At 65.0% G+C, this 16,815-nt stretch carries 19 protein-coding genes; 11 read left to right on the top strand and 8 right to left on the bottom strand.

Features of this window, described 5'->3' with window-relative positions:
• Window positions 1-69: 69 nt before the first annotated feature.
• Genes P9272_RS17055 through P9272_RS17045 form a run of 3 tightly spaced genes read left to right on the top strand, consistent with a single transcriptional unit; the run spans window position 70 to window position 2,104 of the window.
• The gene (locus tag P9272_RS17055; RefSeq protein WP_278161390.1) at window positions 70-513 is read left to right on the top strand and encodes a hypothetical protein; all 444 of its coding nucleotides are present in this window, start codon (window positions 70-72) and stop codon (window positions 511-513) included.
• Complete coding sequence (locus P9272_RS17050) at window positions 510-1,169, top strand: lysophospholipid acyltransferase family protein (protein ID WP_128260065.1); 660 nt, start codon at window positions 510-512, stop codon at window positions 1,167-1,169. Before P9272_RS17055 ends, P9272_RS17050 begins: the two co-directional genes overlap by 4 nt.
• Complete coding sequence (locus P9272_RS17045) at window positions 1,169-2,104, top strand: phosphatidate cytidylyltransferase (RefSeq protein ID WP_128260064.1); 936 nt, start codon at window positions 1,169-1,171, stop codon at window positions 2,102-2,104. Before P9272_RS17050 ends, P9272_RS17045 begins: the two co-directional genes overlap by 1 nt.
• A 44-nt stretch (window positions 2,105-2,148) precedes the next feature.
• On the opposite strand, the gene P9272_RS17040 is transcribed toward P9272_RS17045, so the two are convergent.
• The 4 genes from P9272_RS17040 to P9272_RS17025 form a co-directional block, all read right to left on the bottom strand.
• Window positions 2,149-3,084, bottom strand: a complete 936-nt coding sequence (locus tag P9272_RS17040) for a bifunctional helix-turn-helix transcriptional regulator/GNAT family N-acetyltransferase (RefSeq protein ID WP_278161389.1) — start codon at window positions 3,082-3,084, stop codon at window positions 2,149-2,151.
• A 182-nt stretch (window positions 3,085-3,266) separates the two neighbouring features.
• Window positions 3,267-4,403 (bottom strand): alanine racemase, encoded by a 1,137-nt coding sequence (locus P9272_RS17035; RefSeq protein WP_278161388.1) that lies wholly within the window; start codon window positions 4,401-4,403, stop codon window positions 3,267-3,269.
• Window positions 4,400-5,701, bottom strand: a complete 1,302-nt coding sequence (locus P9272_RS17030) for a D-arabinono-1,4-lactone oxidase (protein WP_278161387.1) — start codon at window positions 5,699-5,701, stop codon at window positions 4,400-4,402. Before P9272_RS17030 ends, P9272_RS17035 begins: the two co-directional genes overlap by 4 nt.
• 15 nt (window positions 5,702-5,716) lie before the next feature.
• On the bottom strand, window positions 5,717-6,901 hold the full coding sequence (locus tag P9272_RS17025; RefSeq protein WP_278161386.1) for an MFS transporter: 1,185 nt from the start codon (window positions 6,899-6,901) through the stop codon (window positions 5,717-5,719).
• 118 nt (window positions 6,902-7,019) lie between these two features.
• On the opposite strand from P9272_RS17025, the gene P9272_RS17020 reads away from it, so the two are divergent.
• The gene (locus tag P9272_RS17020; protein ID WP_278161385.1) at window positions 7,020-7,646 is read left to right on the top strand and encodes a TetR/AcrR family transcriptional regulator; all 627 of its coding nucleotides are present in this window, start codon (window positions 7,020-7,022) and stop codon (window positions 7,644-7,646) included.
• 50 nt (window positions 7,647-7,696) lie between these two features.
• Here P9272_RS17020 and P9272_RS17015 read toward each other — a convergent pair whose 3' ends face one another.
• On the bottom strand, window positions 7,697-8,596 hold the full coding sequence (locus P9272_RS17015) for a LysR family transcriptional regulator (RefSeq protein ID WP_128260058.1): 900 nt from the start codon (window positions 8,594-8,596) through the stop codon (window positions 7,697-7,699).
• Between the two features lie 104 nt (window positions 8,597-8,700).
• Here P9272_RS17015 and P9272_RS17010 point away from each other — a divergent pair, with 104 nt between their 5' ends.
• Window positions 8,701-9,462 (top strand): SDR family oxidoreductase, encoded by a 762-nt coding sequence (locus tag P9272_RS17010; protein WP_278161384.1) that lies wholly within the window; start codon window positions 8,701-8,703, stop codon window positions 9,460-9,462.
• A gap of 8 nt (window positions 9,463-9,470) precedes the next feature.
• Here the strand turns inward: P9272_RS17010 and P9272_RS17005 are convergent, their stop codons facing one another.
• The gene (locus P9272_RS17005) at window positions 9,471-10,322 is read right to left on the bottom strand and encodes a hypothetical protein (RefSeq protein ID WP_278161383.1); all 852 of its coding nucleotides are present in this window, start codon (window positions 10,320-10,322) and stop codon (window positions 9,471-9,473) included.
• 66 nt (window positions 10,323-10,388) lie between these two features.
• Between P9272_RS17005 and P9272_RS17000 the strand changes: the two genes are divergently transcribed.
• The 3 genes from P9272_RS17000 (at window position 10,389) to groL (ending at window position 13,428) form a co-directional block, all read left to right on the top strand.
• Window positions 10,389-11,189, top strand: coding sequence for a methyltransferase domain-containing protein (locus P9272_RS17000; RefSeq protein ID WP_278161382.1), 801 nt, complete (start codon window positions 10,389-10,391; stop codon window positions 11,187-11,189).
• Between the two features lie 227 nt (window positions 11,190-11,416).
• A complete protein-coding gene (groES, locus tag P9272_RS16995) occupies window positions 11,417-11,713 on the top strand; it encodes a co-chaperone GroES (protein WP_010915433.1) in 297 nt (98 codons plus the stop codon).
• Between the two features lie 62 nt (window positions 11,714-11,775).
• Window positions 11,776-13,428, top strand: coding sequence for a chaperonin GroEL (gene groL / locus P9272_RS16990; RefSeq protein ID WP_128260054.1), 1,653 nt, complete (start codon window positions 11,776-11,778; stop codon window positions 13,426-13,428).
• A gap of 69 nt (window positions 13,429-13,497) precedes the next feature.
• Here the strand turns inward: groL and P9272_RS16985 are convergent, their stop codons facing one another.
• Window positions 13,498-14,106 carry a TetR/AcrR family transcriptional regulator gene (locus P9272_RS16985; protein WP_278161381.1) on the bottom strand — a complete coding sequence of 203 codons (609 nt, stop codon included), beginning with the start codon at window positions 14,104-14,106 and terminating at the stop codon, window positions 13,498-13,500.
• A gap of 112 nt (window positions 14,107-14,218) precedes the next feature.
• Between P9272_RS16985 and P9272_RS16980 the strand changes: the two genes are divergently transcribed.
• Genes P9272_RS16980 through P9272_RS16970 form a run of 3 tightly spaced genes read left to right on the top strand, consistent with a single transcriptional unit; the run spans window position 14,219 to window position 16,095 of the window.
• On the top strand, window positions 14,219-15,229 hold the full coding sequence (locus P9272_RS16980) for an NAD(P)-dependent alcohol dehydrogenase (RefSeq protein ID WP_128260052.1): 1,011 nt from the start codon (window positions 14,219-14,221) through the stop codon (window positions 15,227-15,229).
• Between the two features lie 30 nt (window positions 15,230-15,259).
• A complete protein-coding gene (locus P9272_RS16975) occupies window positions 15,260-15,691 on the top strand; it encodes an OsmC family peroxiredoxin (protein ID WP_278161380.1) in 432 nt (143 codons plus the stop codon).
• A 17-nt stretch (window positions 15,692-15,708) separates the two neighbouring features.
• Window positions 15,709-16,095 carry a nuclear transport factor 2 family protein gene (locus P9272_RS16970; protein WP_128260050.1) on the top strand — a complete coding sequence of 129 codons (387 nt, stop codon included), beginning with the start codon at window positions 15,709-15,711 and terminating at the stop codon, window positions 16,093-16,095.
• 55 nt (window positions 16,096-16,150) lie between these two features.
• Here the strand turns inward: P9272_RS16970 and P9272_RS16965 are convergent, their stop codons facing one another.
• Entirely contained in the window at window positions 16,151-16,750 is a 600-nt protein-coding gene (locus P9272_RS16965) for a LysE family translocator (RefSeq protein ID WP_278161408.1), read from the bottom strand.
• Window positions 16,751-16,815: the final 65 nt, after the last annotated feature.

The raw sequence follows: 16,815 nt of genomic DNA, 5'->3' as shown, positions 1-16,815 counted from the left end.
GTCACGGTGGCGCGGGACCAACGCCCAATCAGCTCTTAAACTGATTCAACGCAATCGTGAGGTTGCCTGATGAGCGACGACGTCTTTCAGCGCAAGACTGCCGCCTTCGCGACCATGCTGGTCAAGCAGGCGGCATGGCCAGCCGCGATCGTGATCGCCGGCGACAGCATCGCGCCGCTGGTCGCCTCGGCGCGCGGCGCGCTTCAAGCGCCGCTAGCGGTGCTGGCGTTGCTCGTCGCTACGGCGAGCGCCATCGTGGTGCTCGGGCTCTCGGCGCTTCTCTTGTTCGATGCGCTGCTGTTCCGCCTGATCGCGACGCATGGCGACGAGATGTCCGGAGGCGCCGCTGTCGACGACCTGCTGGCGCGCATGCGGCTCAAGCCCGCTCCGCCGACGCCGCGTCCGCTTGACGAGCGTATCGCGGGAACACGCCGCCTGCTGGCCAGGCAGCGGATCGCCTTGGCGGTTTTCGTCGTCGCTTTCCTCACGGCCGGATTCTGGATGCCGAGATGAGCAAGCTTTCGCTGCGCACCTACACGCTGTTGCAGACCGTAACCTCAGTCGGCCTCTCGGCGATGGCCCGGGCGGTCACCGGCGTGCGGCCGATCTGGAGCGGCAGCGAGCCGTCTGACCGACAGCGCATCTATTTCGCCAACCACACCAGCCATGGCGACTTCATCCTTCTATCAGCCTGCCTCAGCGAGACGGAGCGCGCCAAGACGCACGCGATCGCCGCGGCCGAATACTGGGGCAAGTCGCGGCTCCGCCGTTTCATCGCCGAGGACATGCTGTCGTCCGTGCTGATCAGCCGGCAATGGACGAGCGAAGCGGAGCACCCGATCTCGATCATGCTTTCCGTGCTCGACCAGGGTCATTCGCTGATCATCTTCCCGGAAGGCACCCGCAACACCAGCGACGAGCTGCTGCCCTTTCGTTCCGGCCTCTACAATCTGTCGATGGCGCGGCCCGACGTCGAGCTGGTCCCCTGCTGGATCGAGAACATGTCGCGTGTGCTGCCAAAGGGCCAGTTCCTGCCTGTGCCACTGCTTTGCCGCGTCGTCTTCGGCGCCCCCGTCGCGGTGGCGCCTGGCGAGGAACGCCGCGCCTTCCTCCAGCGCGCCCGCGCCGAGCTTCTGGCGCTCAATCCGCGCCCCGACCGAGACGATTGATGCGCCACGAAATCAGCATTCTCATCATCGGCCTTTTCGTGGTGCTGAGCACCGCTAGCGTCACCGCCGGCATCCTCTCGATGCGCGCGCCGAAGCCGTTGAGCGCCACGCTGGTCAATCTCACGCAGCGCATCAACGCCTGGTGGGTGATGGTGGCACTGATGACGGTCGCCTTCTTCTTCGGCCGGTACGGCATGACCATCCTGTTCGCGCTGATCTCGTTCGCGGCGCTGCGCGAATTCGTGACGCTGACGCACAGCCGCCGCAGCGACCACTGGGTGCTGCTCGGCATGTTCGGCATCGTCATACCCTTCCAGTACTGGCTGGTGTGGACTGCCTGGTACGGCCTCTTCGTCATCTTCATCCCGGTCTACTGCTTCCTGCTGATGCCGGCGATCACGGCGCTGCACGGCGACACGGAACGGTTTCTGGAGCGCGTCTCGGCGCAGCAATGGGCGATCATGATCTCGGTATACTGCGTCAGCCACGTGCCAGCTTTGCTGACGCTCAACGTGCCTGGTTTCGAAGATCGCAACCTTCTGCTCATCGCCTTCCTGATCATCGTCGTGCAAGGCAGCGACGTCCTGCAATACATCTTCGGCAAGCTGTTCGGAAAACACCGCTTCTCGCCCAACGTGTCGCCGTCGAAAACCTGGGAGGGGCTGATCGGCGGGCTGGTCGCGTCGAGCCTGCTTGGCGCGCTGCTCGCCTTCATCACGCCCTTCTCGCCGCTGCAGGCCTCGGCCGTCGCCTTCATCGCCTGCACGATGGGATTTCTCGGCGGCCTCGTCGCCTCGGCGATCAAGCGCGACCAGGGCGTCAAGGACTGGGGCCATCTTATCGAAGGCCATGGCGGCATGCTCGACCGCACCGACAGCCTGGTCTTCGCTGCGCCGATCTTCTTCCACATCGTGCGCTATTTCTGGACGGTCTAACGGGCCAGTTACAGCCGCTTGCGCATCACAGATGGGGAAAAGAGCTACAGTTCCAAATTCCAGGTCTGGCCGACCAGATCCTTGCCGAAGGAATGGTGGCGCTCCTCGTCCACCAGCTTGAAACCCGCCGCCTGGTAGATACGGCGGGCCGAGCCCAGTATGTCGTTGGTCCATAGCGTCAGCGTCTTGTAGCCCTTGGTGCGGGCGAAGGCGATGCACTCGTCGACCAGCCGCCGGCCGATGCCGAGGCCGCGCGCCGACGGCTCGACATAGAGCAGCCTCAGCTTCGCCACCTCGGGCGACTTGCGGACGACGAAGACGGAACCGACCACCTCGCCTTCACGCTCGGCGATCCAGGCGCGCTCCCATTGCGCGTCGAATTTCTTGACGAATTCGGCGAGGATCTCGGCGACCAGCGCCTCGTAGGTTCCGTCCCAGCCATACTCCTCGGTGTAGAGCATGCCCTGACGGCGCGTGATCCAGCCGATGTCGCCGACCTGCAGCGGCCTCAGGATGTAGGAGTCACTGGGTTCGGGCCTATCCCCGAGCAGGTCCTGGACGATGCGCATGGCCTTGACCAGCCGCTCCTGGTCGACCGGCGGCAAGCGGTCGAGCAACGCGCGCACCTGGTCATGCGAATCCTGGTTGAGCGGCGCGAAGGCTTCCCTGCCGGCCGGCGTCAGCGCGATCGATGATCGGCGTGCATCGGCTTCCGTGGCGGCGCGCTCGACCAGGCCGCGCTCCTCGAATTTCTTGAGCAGGCGACTGACATAGCCGGGGTCGAGGCCGAGGTCGCGCACCAGATCACTGGCGACAAGCCCGTCGCGATGGGCAAGCTCATAAAGCACCCGCGCCTCGGTCAGGGAGAACGGGCTCTTCAGGAGGCCCTCGTCGAGCAGGCCGATCTGGCGGGTGTAGAAGCGATTGAAGGCGCGCACCGTGTCGATGCGCTCCTTGCCGGGGTGGTCGTGGATGGTCATCGGGATTCCTCCTGTCCTGGACAGGATTGACCATTTTAGTTGACTGAGTCAATAAAACGATTGTGCTGGGGCCCACACAGTTTTGTCATTACAGGGCGGAGCAAGGAGCGAAGCGACGCGCGCAGACCCTGGAATGATGACATCGCGGGAGGCCGGCGCTAATCGCAACCGCATGAAGCGCCTCACCCCATCGGCAGCACCGGCCAGAACTCAACGATCCGTCCGCCGGCAAACACCGCGATCGCTCCGAAATGCTGCAGCGCCCCTTCGCTTTGCGTCGGCCGCAGGAAAGCGTAGTCGCCGGGCTTCACATCGGCGCTCGCCGGCAAACCCATGAACTGCTGGTTGGAGGATAGCCCGATCAGGCTGTTCGGCTTCATGCCTTCGGGGAACACCGGTTCGGCCATCCACTTGCCGCCATAGAGATAGCAGCCCTTGCGCGGGAAAAGGCCAAGCGCCTGCAGCGTTCGGGAAACTGTCGGCGGACCGGGCAGCATCGGGTCGAGGGCCTTTAGGACCGGCGTGGCGATGAAGGCGGCCGGCCGGAGGCCGTCGAGGCCAGGCGTGTCGAAGTCGCTCGGCAGCACGAAGGCCGAGCCGATCGACACTTCGTTGGCGACGCCGCCCCCATGCAGCAGCGCAGTCTTCGAGCCGCCGATGTTCAAGATGCGGCGCTGGTCCGGATCGAGGGCGGCGGCGAACTCCGCCGCCTTGGCCGAAGCTTGTTTCAGCGCCCTGGCCGCGCCGCCGAACAGGCCGGGCATCTCCGGCGCATGCGCTTCATAGGCCATAATGCCTTCGCAACGCAGGCGCTCAGGCACGGTCAGCACCCTGATCTCGGCGGGATCGCGGAAGCCGCCGCGATGCAGGCCAACATCGACCTCGAAGGCGAAGCGCAGTTGGGTGTCGAGCGCGGTAGCCAGCGCGCCGTAGTCGGCCAGCCGCTCCGGCGTGTCGATCAGCCAGCGGACGCGAGACCACCAGCCGGCGCCGCCTCTGGTCAGCGCGGCCCTGGCAGCGCCCACCGGCATGGGCTTGCCGTAGAGCAGATCGCCCTCGGGAAAGGCGTCGAGCACGGCCTGCGTCACCGGCGGATGGAAGGTCATGAAGCGGTTTGTTTCGAGGGCTCGCGCGATATGCGACAGCAGCGGCATGCAAGGCAGCGACTTGTCGACCAGCCGTACGGCAAGGCCCGATGCCAGCCTCTCCTTCACCAGCGCGATGTTGCCGTCCAGCCGGTCGCGGTCGAGCACCAGGCAGGGCTGGAAGATCTCGGCTGCCTTGAGCGCCTCGGACAGGGCGGCGAAATAGGCGCTCATTTTTTGATGCCAGAAGGACTGGGTTCAATGCCGAACAGGCCGGCCATGTAGGGCGAAACGAAACGGTTGTCGGGATCGATGTCGCGGCGCACGGCAAGCGCGTCGGCCCAGCGCGGATAGATCTTCTTGAAATCCGCCGCCCTCAGGCTGTGCATCTTGCCCCAATGCGGCCTGCCGCCATACTTCAAGAAGATAGGCTCGGCGGCGCGCATGAAAGGCGGCGGGTCGTTGGCCGCATCGTGGTGGATGGCGATCGAGCAGGTCAGTCGCTTGTAGAAGGGCGAAAGCCAGAACCCGTCGGGCGCCACCGAACGCACCTCCATCGGAAAATAGACTTCCGGAAAGTGCTTCTCCGTCAGCGCGATGATCTCGGCCAGCGCCTTGGGACCTTCCTCGAACGGCAGGTGATATTCCATCTCGTTGAATTTGGTGCGGCGGTCGCTGACATAGACGTGGAGCCAGTCCTGCACATAATCCTCGGCCGGTACTTTCTTGACCGCGCCCTTGATCAGCGCCCGGCGCAGCGACGGCAGCCGGCGCAGCACGGTGCGCAGCTTGCGCAATGTCGCCAGGCCCTCCTCGTCGTCCTCGGTCGGCCGCTGCGTCGGCTGGGCATCGCTCAGGTCGCTGGCAATGAACTGCGCATAGCCGGAAAACGGGATGTAGTAGAATTCGGCCGAACGATGCGCGGCCATCATCTTTTCGAAATCGCGCAGCATGTCCCCGATCGGCAGCACCCGTTTACGGCGGCGCAGACGGTAGGCCGCGATGTTGTTCATCGTCACTTCGGTAAGGATGCCGAAGGCGCCAAGCGCGACACCGGTGGCGTGGATCATGTCTTGGTCGTCGGCCCGGCTGTATTCGCGCAGCTTGCCCTGCCCATCGACGAGTTGCACCGCTTCCAACTGCGTATGATAGGCGCCGAGCGTCGGGCCGGAGCCATGCGTTGCCGTGCCCAGCGCGCCGCCGATCGCCTGCTTGTCGATGTCGCCCATGTTGGGCAGGCCCTGGCCGATGCCCTGCAGGATATGCATCAGGGCGCCCAGCCTTGTCCCTGCTCTCACCCGCGCCCGGTTGGCCGCCGGTTCATGCGAGACCAGCCCTTCGATCTTTTCCAGCGAGACGATGGTGCCGTCGGACTGCACCAGCGGCGTGAAGGAATGGCCGGCGCCGGCGACGCGCAGCGGTCCCGGCGCCGAGCGCACCAGCTCGGCCAGCTCGCCGGCGTCGGCCGGCGTCGCGACCAGTTTCGGGGAAGCCGTGACGAAGCCCGACCAGTTGCTCCAGGCCTTTGCCATTTTAGCCCTCCCAGCTCAGGCCCGACCGTGCCGCCGGGCGACCACCACAAAGACGCCGACCAGCAGCACGCTGGCCAAGGCGGTCGCTGCGGCGAATTCGGACACAGGGCGGAAATTCCCGGCATCGATCAAAAGCGAGGCGGCGATAGGGCCGATGGCGAGACCGAAGAGCTGCGCGGCCGGCACCAGGAGCACTGCCGTTCGCGTCTCGTCGGCGGTGATTGCCATGCGGATCTGGTAGGGCACGATGAAGAGCAGGATGAAGCCCATCACCAGCGCCACCGCCCAGAACACCCAAAGACCCGGGCCGGACGCAAGCAGGACCGAGCTGATCGCCGCGATGATCCCGATGATCGTAATGGCAAAACGATAGTCGATGCGCGCCTCGAAGACTGTCGCGGTCATGGCGCCGATCACCTGCGCGGCGAGGCTTGCCGACACCATCAGGCCGACGGTGCGGCCGTCGATGCCGAACTGCGCGCCGATGGGTTCCAGAAAAGCCCAGACGGCGCCGAAGAACATGAAGTAGCAGAAGATCGACAAGAGCGCGGTGATTGCAGGCACCGTCGCCACACTGGCGAACTGCTCTTCCTTGGGCAGATCGGCATAGTCGTCCGGCACCATCCAGGCGATGACCAACGACAAGAGGCACACGATGCCGAGCGCGATGAAGCCGCCGGCCGAGCCGGCGGCGGGCACGGCATAGAGCGCGAGTGCTAGCGCCAGCGCGCATTGGGCCAAAGTCTGCAGCGTGACGAAATAGCCGCCAATGCGCTCGGCCCGGCGCGAGCGCGCGATCAATTCGGTGGCGACGGCGACCAGCCCGCCCTCGGCCAGGCCAGCCAGTGTGCGCGCGCCGATCAGCCCACTGGGGCTGCCGGCATAAGCGGTCCAGAAATTGGCGAGCGCGAGCAGGACGAGCAGCGCCGCGCTCTTCCAGCGCATGTTCCTGGCGGGCAGCAGCATGGCCACGATCGCCGACCCGACGCCGATCGCGATCATCTCGGCGGTGGCGACCAGCGCCAGCTCGTCGCCGGTGACATGGCCCTCCGTGTAGAGCGCGCCGAGCAGCACCGGCTGCAGGCCGAGAATGAGCAGGCCGACCGATCCGATCCACAGCGCCGAGGCAAGCTGCGATCCCGTCGGATTGCCGACGAGCCAATCGCCGTCTTCCGCCTGCGCGGCTTGCGATGCGGTCACCAAGCGCCTCCCTTGCAGCTCCATCGAAAAACTGACAAGTTGTCAGCATTTAGCGAAACTGATACTTGATCATGTTTCTTGTCAACCGCGAATTCGCGGCTTTCACGAGATTTGGCCCATGACGCAGACCAGGCGAAGGACGACGGAACCGCGGCGCAGGCCGAAACAGGAGCGCAGTCGCGAGCGCATCGACGCGATCCTCGCCACGACCATGCGGCTGATCGGCGAAAAGGGCATCGACGCGGTGACGATGAAGGAGGTCGGCGCGCTGGCCGGCGGGCCGATCGCGACCGTCTATCACTACTTCCCGTCGAAGTCGGCGATCCTGGCGATGCTCTACGAGCGTTTTTCAGAGGAAAACCGGGCGCGCTTCGGCGCAATCATCGCCGGGATAAACGGATTGGGCGACGTGACGACGGCGGCCGACCGCATGCTCGACGACTATTATGCCCGCGTCGCGGCGGACCCGGCGATCCAGGACCTGCAGAACGCCATCCAGGCCGACAAGGCGCTGCAGCACCTGGACATCGTGGAGACCAGGCACCAGGCAACGATGTTCTGCAACCATGTCGCGCCCATGCTTCAAGCGGAGCAGCGCGAGGCGTTCGGGCGGGTCGTGTTCCTGATCTTCCAACTGGCCGGCGGCGTCGTGCGGCTGGCGCTGACACAGGACGAGGCGGAAGGCCGGCGCACGATCAATGACTATCGCTCGATCATCCACACGCAGTTGCGGCTGTTTTTGTAGCCGTCGTCTAGCTCGGGGCGCCGTCCCCCTCGATCGTTTGCTTGCCTGCCTCAGGCCGGCTCCAGCTTCGGCCCTAGTATCTCCACCAGCCAATCCACAAACACCCTCACCCGAGGCGAAAGCTGGCGGCTGGGCGGATAGAGCACCGAGATCGGCGTCGGCGTCGGCGGATTGTCCGGCAGCACCTCGACCAGCCGGCCGGCCCCGATATCGTCGGCGTAGCGGAGTTTTGGCGCCTGGAACAGCCCGAAGCCCAGCCGGACCAGCGCGGCGCTTGTGTCTGAATTGACGACAGTGACTCGCGACGGCAGGACCACTTCACGAACCTTGCCGTCGACGGTGAATTCCAGCGGCATCACCTGCCTCGTGCGCGACGACACAAAACCGATCATCATATGGCCGGCAAGATCGTCCAACGTGCGCGGCACACCGTGGCGTTCGAGATAGGCGGGACTCGCGACGGTGATCTCGCGCGCGATGCCGAGACGCCGCACGATCATGTCGCTGTCGGGAAGCATGCCCGCCCGGATCACGCAGTCGACGCCTTCGCGCACCAGATCGACGAGGCGGTCCCCCTCGCCGATATGCACCGACAGGCCCGGATGTCTGGCAAGCAGTGCCGGCAGTTCCGGCAGGAGGAACGTGCGCGCCATGTGGCCATTGACGTCGACGCTGAGGCGCCCGCGCACCTCGCGGGCGTCGAAGCCGCCTTCGGCATCCTCGATGTCGGCGAGGATGCCGATACAGCGCTGGTAATAAGCCTCGCCGTCGGGCGTTGTCGCGACATGGCGTGTGGTGCGGCGAAGCAGTTGCACGCCAAGCCGTTTCTCCAGTTCCTTGATCGCAGCGGTGGCGCTGGAGCGCGGCAGGCCAAGATCGGCGGCGGCCGCGGTGAAGCTGCGCCGTTCCACGACGCGGGTGAAGAGCCGCATGCTGTCAAAACGATCCATGGCTGATTGTTCGCACAACCTGAATAGTGTTGGCAATCCAGGCCCGATTATATCGCCCGCTCAGGCGAGTATATGCATCTCCATCCACAGAAGGAGATTTTGCCATGACCACCCGTCCCATTGCCCTCATCACCGGCGGCAGCCGCGGTCTCGGCCGCAACACCGCGCTGAACCTCGCCCGCAAAGGCGTCGACGTCGTCCTCACCTATCGCTCGCGCGCCGACGAGGCGAAGTCGGCCGTGGCGGAGATCGAAGCGGCCGGCGGCTGCGCCGCCGCGATCGTGCTCGACACCGGCGCCATCGCCACCTTTCCCGCTTTCGTCGCGGCGCTGAAGAAGAAGCTTCATGAGACGTGGGAGCGCGATCGTTTCGACTATCTCGTCAACAATGCCGGCACCGGGCTGCGCAAGCCAATCGCCGACACGACGGAAGAGGAATTCGACACGCTGATGAACATCCATCTCAAGGGCGTGTTCTTCCTCACTCAGGCGCTACTGCCACTGATCAACGACGGCGGCCGGATCATCAACTTGTCGAGCGGGCTGGCGCGCTTCTCGGTGCCGGGCTCGTCCGCATATGCGATGATGAAGGGCGGTGTCGAGGTGTTCACGCGCTACCTCGCCAAGGAGCTTGCCGGCCGACGCATCACCGCCAACACCGTGGCGCCCGGCGCGATCGCCACCGACTTCAACGGCGGCCATGTGCGCGACGACGCCGAGATCAACCGGGTCGTGGCCGGGATGACCGCGCTCGGCCGTGCCGGTGTCGCCGACGATATCGGGCCGATGATCGCCTCGCTGCTCTCCAACGACAATCGCTGGGTCAACGCCCAGCGGATCGAGGCGTCGGGCGGCATGAACATCTGAGCGACCGCTTATGTGACTTGCCGGATCAGTCCTTCGAAGCCGTCGGCAAGGTTGGCATTGCCGGCGGCGATGAAGCTCGAAAGGTTCCTGGCTCGCCCAGGCGTCTTGTTGGCATCGAGCAGCACCGCTTTGCCCTCATGCATGACGAAATCGAATTTTCCGTAATCGAAACCGAGCTCGCGCCTTAGCGCGCGAAGCTCGTCCGGCACCGGAACCGCGTCGCGTCGGATCGTGTCATCGCCCTTGACCAGGCTCTGCGGCGAGACATGGCGGGTGCAGCGCTCGCGCTCGCCGCAGAACAGCCAGAACCGGGCGCCGAATCCGTCCGGCTCAGGCTCGGGAATGAATTTCTCGACGACCAGATCCTGACGTTCGAAGACCGCCGCCGGAACCTCGGCGAGCGAGGCATGGACCTCGTATTTGTCGAAAGGCTCGACACCGGGAAACGGCTCCGGCTTGCCGGCGCCCCGCGCGCGCTGGTTCAGCTGCTGCTCCGGCGTTCCCCAATGATTGAGGCTGCTCTTGACGATGACCTGGCCCTTCCAGTCGTCGTCCCGGCCAATTGCGGCGCCACTGACGCGGCGTTTCGAGATGTCGGTGGCGCCGAGATTGAGGCAGAAGGGAAAGCGGCGCGCATAGTCGGCATAATCAGGCGGCGTCACGGTCACGTCGAGATGCAGCACCGCGACGTCGGCGGCCGGTTTCGCTGACGTGCCTTTCAATATCTGCACCGAATGGCCGCGGCGTTTCAGCTCTTCCAGCAGGTCGAAGAGCATATACGGGCTGTCGCGGCGGAGCAGCAGCCCGCGCCGGCTCTGAAAGCGGTCGAACTCATGCGTGATGACAGCGATACGTGCCATGTGCCCCCTTGGTTTTCATGCGACTGTCGAGTAATCGACAGGTCGCCTGGAACCGGGGGGTTTTGCATGACTGAACATTGGAATGCAATTCGCAGGCACTGGCAGTTGCTCGGCTCGCCGCTCAGGCCGCCACTGGAAGTCGTCCAGGCCTATGATCGCGAGCTCGAGCTTGGCCGGTCGCATGTCGTGATGCTCGGCGTGACGCCGGAACTCGCCGGACTTGGCGCCGCAATGACGTCGGTCGACGAGTCCGCCGATATGATCGCCGGCATCTGGCCGGGCGACACCGACACGCGCAAGGCGGTACGGGGCGACTGGTTCGATCTGCCATTTCCCGTGGCTAGCGTCGATGCGCTGATCGGCGACGGATGTCTCTCGGTCATGGGGTCGGCCGACCTCCGGCGCACGCTGTTGGCGTCGATCGCGCGTGCGCTGAAAGCAAACGGGCGCGCCGCCATCAGGCTTTATACTTCCCCCGCAACCGGCGACCAGCCTCAGGACGTCCGCGCCCTGGCGCTGAGCGGCGGCGTCTCGACCTTCCACGAGCTCAAATGGCGCGTGGCCATGACCGCGACCGGCGGCGCGCCCGATTACACGATACCGGTGACGGGCATCCTTGAACAATTCCACCGGATCTTTCCCGACCGCGAGGAGCTATCCACCAGAACCGGATGGGAACTGCCGGTCATCGGAACCATCGACGTCTATCGGAACTCGTCCGCCGCCTACAGTTTCGCCCCCGCGGAAGCGCTCATCGTGGAAGCCCAGATGTTCTTCGATGATGTCCGGCTGGCCTCGACCGGCACATACGGGCTCGCCGAGCGCTGCCCGCTGCTGGTGCTGCGGTCGCCAAAGCGCCGGGACTGACGGGGGAGATTGCTCGTCGGTGCCTCGCGACAGCCGGCGCTTTTCATGGTGATGTTTCGCGTGAGAAAAATTTCGCGCCACTTGCCCCTTGCGCGCGCCTTGACTCTCACACCCTGCCAGCCTATTTCAGCGCCACGTTAGCACTCGCCATCGGTGAGTGCTAACTGATGTCCGGCTCCCGCCGGATGGAGGAACAGTTCTCACCGTTCTCACTCGAGGAAGACAACATGGCAAAGTCCAAGTTCCGCCCGCTTCATGACCGCGTGGTCGTTCGCCGGGTCGAATCCGAATCCAAGACCGCCGGCGGGATCATCATCCCGGATACGGCGAAGGAGAAGCCACAGGAAGGCGAGATCATCGCCGTCGGCTCCGGCGCCCGCGACGAGAGCGGCAAGCTCGTGCCGCTGGACGTCAAGGCCGGCGACCGCATCCTGTTCGGCAAGTGGTCGGGCACTGAAGTCAAGCTCAATGGCGAAGACCTTCTGATCATGAAGGAATCCGACATCATGGGCATCATCGGCTGATCATCGGCCTCTCCATCAACTGAGTTTTCGGGCTCTTCCCGAGCCCCTGTCAGGAGCTAACCATGGCTGCAAAAGACGTAAAATTCTCCCGCGACGCCCGTGAGCGCATGCTGCGCGGTGTCAACATCCTCGCCGACGCGGTGAAGGTGACGCTTGGTCCGAAGGGCCGCAACGTCGTCATCGACAAGTCGTTCGGCGCCCCGCGCATCACCAAGGACGGCGTCACCGTCGCCAAGGAGATCGAGCTTGAGGACAAGTTCGAGAACATGGGCGCCCAGATGGTCCGCGAAGTCGCTTCGAAGACCAACGACATCGCCGGCGACGGCACGACCACCGCGACCGTTCTCGCCCAGGCGATCGTGCAGGAAGGCAACAAGGCCGTTGCCGCGGGCATGAACCCGATGGACCTCAAGCGGGGCATCGACCTCGCCGTCGGTGAAGTCGTGGCCGCTCTCGGCAAGGCCGCCAAGAAGATCAAGACCTCCGAGGAAGTCGCCCAGGTCGGCACCATCTCGGCCAATGGCGACGAGTCGGTCGGCAAGATGATCGCGGAAGCGATGCAGAAGGTCGGCAACGAAGGCGTCATCACCGTTGAGGAAGCCAAGACCGCCGAGACCGAGCTGGAAGTCGTCGAAGGCATGCAGTTCGACCGCGGCTACCTCTCGCCCTACTTCGTCACCAACGCCGACAAGATGGTCGCCGATCTGGAAGACGCCTACATCCTGCTGCACGAGAAGAAGCTCTCCAACCTGCAGGCCATGCTGCCGGTCCTGGAAGCCGTCGTTCAGACCTCGAAGCCGCTGCTCATCATCTCGGAAGACGTCGAAGGCGAGGCTCTGGCCACGCTGGTCGTCAACAAGCTGCGCGGTGGCCTGAAGATCGCCGCCGTCAAGGCTCCGGGCTTCGGTGACCGCCGTAAGGCCATGCTGGAAGACATCGCCATCCTCACCGGTGGCCAGGTCATCTCGGAAGACCTCGGCATCAAGCTCGAGAACGTCGGCCTCAACATGCTCGGCCGCGCCAAGAAGGTGTCGATCTCCAAGGAGAACACCACCATCGTCGACGGCGCCGGCAAGAAGGCCGAGATCCAGGGCCGCGTCGCCCAGATCAAGCAGCAGATCGAGGAAACCACCTCGGACTACGACAAGGAGAAGCTGCAGGAACGTCTGGCGAAGCTCGCCGGCGGCGTTGCCGTGATCCGCGTCGGCGGTGCGACCGAAGTGGAAGTCAAGGAGAAGAAGGACCGCGTTGACGACGCCCTGAACGCGACCCGCGCGGCCGTGGAAGAAGGCATCGTGGCCGGCGGTGGCGTGGCCCTGCTGCGCGCTTCGGCCAACGTCAAGGCCACCGGCGTCAACTCCGACCAGGCTGCCGGCATCAACATCGTGCGCCGCGCGCTGCAGGCTCCGGCCCGCCAGATCGCATCGAACGCCGGTGCTGAGGCTTCGATCGTAGCCGGCAAGATCCTTGAGAACAAGGGTGCGACCTTCGGTTACAACGCCCAGACCGGCGACTATGGCGACATGATCGCCATGGGCATCGTCGACCCGGTCAAGGTCGTGCGCACCGCTCTCCAGGACGCGGCCTCGGTCGCCGGCCTGCTGGTCACCACCGAAGCCATGATCGCCGAAGCTCCGAAGAAGGAAGCTGCCGGCGGTATGCCGGGCGGCATGCCCGGCGGCGGCATGGGTGGCATGGGCGGCATGGACTTCTAAGAAGTCTAACCCGATACGGAAAGGGCGCCGAAAGGCGCCCTTTTTGTTTGCGTTTGGAGATTCGAGTGCTCAGGCGGCGCTCTCCGCTTGCTGCGCCAACTTGCCGGCGAGCACGGCCTGCTCGACAAGCGCTGCCACCTCATCGGCGACAACGCTGACCGGCGTACGGTCGCGAGTGGCGCGGGCGATCACCATCAGGCCTTCGAGCGAGGATTCGACCAGCAGCGCCAGCGCCTGCGCGCGCCGCTCCGGCACCCCTGCCCTGACGAAAGCTTGGCGCAGCAATCCGATCCATTGCTCGAAGGCCGAGCGGCAGATTTCAGCCAGGTCCGGAACGTTGTTCGGCGCGTCGAGCACAACCGGCGCCACCGGGCAGCCAAGCGAGAATTCGTTCTCCTCCAGCATGCGCGCGACCGACTGGTAGATGTGGTGGATGGCGACGGCGGGATCGCTTTCTTCCAACAGCGCCGCGCCCAGCCGCTCGGTCACATCGGCCACGCTCGCGCGCGTCACCTCGACGACCAATTGGTCCTTGCCGCCAGGGAAATGGAAATAGAGCGAGCCGCGCGGCGCGCCGCTGGCGCTCAAAATATCGTTCAGCGACGTGCCGTGATAGCCGCGCTGCCGGATGAGCAGCGCCGTCGCCTCGATCATGCGGGTGCGTGTGTCCGTCGCCACCTCAACCCCTCGAATGTCAACCTCTGTCAGGAGCGCGCATTATACGGCTTGCCCATAATATGACAATCGGTCTACATAATATGTAAATCGGTCTACATATTTCGGAGCAACGATGCTGAGCTATCGGCTTGAGGAATTCGGAGACGTCGAGAAATTGGCGGCGCGCGAGGAAGCAATAGCCGAGCCGGGGGCGAACCAGATCCTGGTGCGCGTACGCGCCGCCTCGCTGAACCGCCGCGACACGATGATCCTCAAGGGGACCTATCCTTTGGCACCCCGCGCGGGCATCGTGCCGCTGAGCGACGGCGCCGGCGAAGTGGTGGCGGTTGGCGACGACGTGACGCGCTTTGCCGTCGGCGACCGCGTCACCGGCAGCTATTTCGCGCGCTGGATCGACGGCCGCATGCATCCGGGCATCGTCGACCAGCTCGGCTGCACGCTGAACGGCATGCTCTCAGAATATGCGCTGCTCGACGAGCAATGGGCCGTGCGACTGCCCGACCATCTCTCATGGCAGGACGCGGCGACCTTCACCTGCGCTGGGCTGACCGCCTGGAGCGCGCTGACGGGTTCCGAGATTCCGAAGCCCGGACAATGGGTTCTGGTGATCGGCTCAGGCGGCGTTGCACTGTTTGCGCTGCAGTTCGCCAAGCTCATGGGCTGCCGCGTGGCGGCCGTCACCTCGCGTGCCGAAAAGGCCGACAGGCTGCGGGCGCTCGGCGCGGACGTCGCCATAGCCGCCGCCGAAACGCCGGAATGGGGTTTGAAGCTGCGCGAAGCGACCGGCGGCATCGATCTGGCCGTCGAGACCGGCGGTCCGGCGACCTTTGCGCAGTCGTTGATCGCCAGCGCGCTTTACGGGCGCCTCGTACTGCTCACCCTACAGGACCAGAACGGCAAGTCGGCCGAGATCCCGGGCGCCGTCTACCAACGCAGCCTCGTCACCATCGGTCGACTGTTCGTCGGCAGCCGCAGCGCGCTGGAGGGGATGCTCGCCGCCGTCGCCACGCATCGGCTGAAGCCGGTCATCGACAAGGTATTCCCATTCGCCGAGGCGCATGCAGCCTACCGCCATTTCCAGCAGGGCGACATCTTCGGCAAGGTCGTCATCGACGGCGCGTGACCATTCCCGCAAACAGAAGGGAGACCAGCCATGACAATCCGTGAAGCCTCAGCGCAATGGCAGGGCACGCTCAAGGAGGGGTCCGGCCGGCTGCGGCTGGGCAGCGGCGTGTTCGACGGCGCCTATTCCTTCCCGTCCCGCTTCGAGAGCGGTCCGGGCACCAATCCCGAAGAACTGATTGCGGCCGCGCATGCCGGCTGCTTCTCGATGGCGCTCACCGCCATTCTCGGCGCCGAGGGCCATACGGTGAACAGCATCCACACGATCGCCAAGGTGCATCTCGGCGTCACCACGGCCGGGCCGACGATCACCCGCATCGAGCTCGAAACGGAGGCCCGCGCCAGCATATCGGTGGAGGATTTCGAGCGGCTGGCGCAGAAGGCCAAGGCGGCCTGCCTCGTCTCGCGGGCACTGGCCGGCGTCGCAGCCATCACGCTCAAGGCGCGCCTCGCAGCTCAATGAAACGACAGGAGAATCCAATGACTCAGGAATTGATTATCGACACAGCCGCGACCAAGCGCTCCGCCGAGACGGCGGAAATCATCCGGCGCTACAACGACGTCTTCCGGCGTCACGACCCATCGGCACTGGAAGAGCTGGTGGCGGAGGACTGCGTGATCGAGAACACGACGCCCGCGCCGGACGGCGCCCGCCGCACCGGCAAGGCGGCCTGCGTCGAACTGTGGTCGGCGATCGCCACCGGATTCGGCACGCGCTTCGACCTGGAAGAGACATATGTGGCCGGCGACCGCGCCACGATTCGCTGGCGCCTCTGGATGTCCGACGGCAGCTCGCTGCGCGGCGTCAATCTGATGCGCGTCGCGGACGGGCGGATCGTCGAGGCGATGGGCTACGTGAAAGGTTAGCGCCCTTATCGATGCATGGCCACCAAAACCGCTGCACACCTTTGGGCGACATGCATTACCGATCCGCCAGCGCCAGTTTCGCGCCGAGCATGACAAAGGCGCCGGCGAATGTCCGGCGCATCCAGGTCAGCACCTTCGGCCGCGAGACGATATGGCTGCGCACCGAGGCCGCGAACACGCCATAGACGGCGAAGACGACGAAGGTCATCAGCATGAAGAGGCCGGAGAGCTCCAGCATCTTGGGCAGCGCATGCGGCTCGGTGGTGCTGACGAATTGCGGCAAGAAGGCGAAGAAGAAGATCGACAGCTTCGGGTTCAGCACGTTGACCAGGATGCCGGTGGTGATTGTCCGGGCCGTTGAGCGCGGAGCTGCGTCCTCATCGATGCTCAAGCCGCCCTTCTCCTTCAGCGTGTTCCAGGCCATGTAGAGCAGGTAGGCGACGCCCAGATATTTCAGCGACTCGAAGGCGACGGCGCTGGTGTGCAGCACCGCGGCGAGGCCGGTGATGGCGGCCGCCATATGCGGGATGATGCCCAGCGTGCAGGCGAAGGCGGCGACGATCGAGGCGCGCGCGCCGCGCGAGAGGCCAGCGCTCAGCGTGTAGAGGACGCCGGTGCCGGGCGAGGCCGCGATGACCAGCGACGTCAACAGAATTCGATGCTCATGGATTTCCTCCGCGGCCCTGCCCGGCGCGGGAAGGTACCGGGAGGCGCACGGCG

Source organism: Mesorhizobium sp. WSM4976 (assembly GCF_029625685.1).
In the GTDB taxonomy this organism is placed as follows: domain Bacteria; phylum Pseudomonadota; class Alphaproteobacteria; order Rhizobiales; family Rhizobiaceae; genus Mesorhizobium.
Note: the sequence above shows the minus strand (reverse complement) of the source record. Positions and strands in the feature narration are given on the sequence as shown.

Coding starts and splice junctions, on each gene's coding strand:
- P9272_RS16980 (WP_128260052.1), top strand. CDS start 14,219: ATGCTGAGCTATCGGCTTGAGGAATTCGGAGACGTCGAGAAATTGGCG.
- P9272_RS17055 (WP_278161390.1), top strand. CDS start 70: ATGAGCGACGACGTCTTTCAGCGCAAGACTGCCGCCTTCGCGACCATG.
- P9272_RS17015 (WP_128260058.1), bottom strand. CDS start 8,596: ATGGATCGTTTTGACAGCATGCGGCTCTTCACCCGCGTCGTGGAACGG.
- P9272_RS17030 (WP_278161387.1), bottom strand. CDS start 5,701: ATGGCAAAGGCCTGGAGCAACTGGTCGGGCTTCGTCACGGCTTCCCCG.
- P9272_RS17045 (WP_128260064.1), top strand. CDS start 1,169: ATGCGCCACGAAATCAGCATTCTCATCATCGGCCTTTTCGTGGTGCTG.
- P9272_RS16970 (WP_128260050.1), top strand. CDS start 15,709: ATGACTCAGGAATTGATTATCGACACAGCCGCGACCAAGCGCTCCGCC.
- groL (WP_128260054.1), top strand. CDS start 11,776: ATGGCTGCAAAAGACGTAAAATTCTCCCGCGACGCCCGTGAGCGCATG.
- P9272_RS17010 (WP_278161384.1), top strand. CDS start 8,701: ATGACCACCCGTCCCATTGCCCTCATCACCGGCGGCAGCCGCGGTCTC.
- P9272_RS17040 (WP_278161389.1), bottom strand. CDS start 3,084: ATGACCATCCACGACCACCCCGGCAAGGAGCGCATCGACACGGTGCGC.
- P9272_RS17000 (WP_278161382.1), top strand. CDS start 10,389: ATGACTGAACATTGGAATGCAATTCGCAGGCACTGGCAGTTGCTCGGC.
- P9272_RS16975 (WP_278161380.1), top strand. CDS start 15,260: ATGACAATCCGTGAAGCCTCAGCGCAATGGCAGGGCACGCTCAAGGAG.
- P9272_RS17050 (WP_128260065.1), top strand. CDS start 510: ATGAGCAAGCTTTCGCTGCGCACCTACACGCTGTTGCAGACCGTAACC.
- groES (WP_010915433.1), top strand. CDS start 11,417: ATGGCAAAGTCCAAGTTCCGCCCGCTTCATGACCGCGTGGTCGTTCGC.
- P9272_RS17005 (WP_278161383.1), bottom strand. CDS start 10,322: ATGGCACGTATCGCTGTCATCACGCATGAGTTCGACCGCTTTCAGAGC.
- P9272_RS17035 (WP_278161388.1), bottom strand. CDS start 4,403: ATGAGCGCCTATTTCGCCGCCCTGTCCGAGGCGCTCAAGGCAGCCGAG.
- P9272_RS17020 (WP_278161385.1), top strand. CDS start 7,020: ATGACGCAGACCAGGCGAAGGACGACGGAACCGCGGCGCAGGCCGAAA.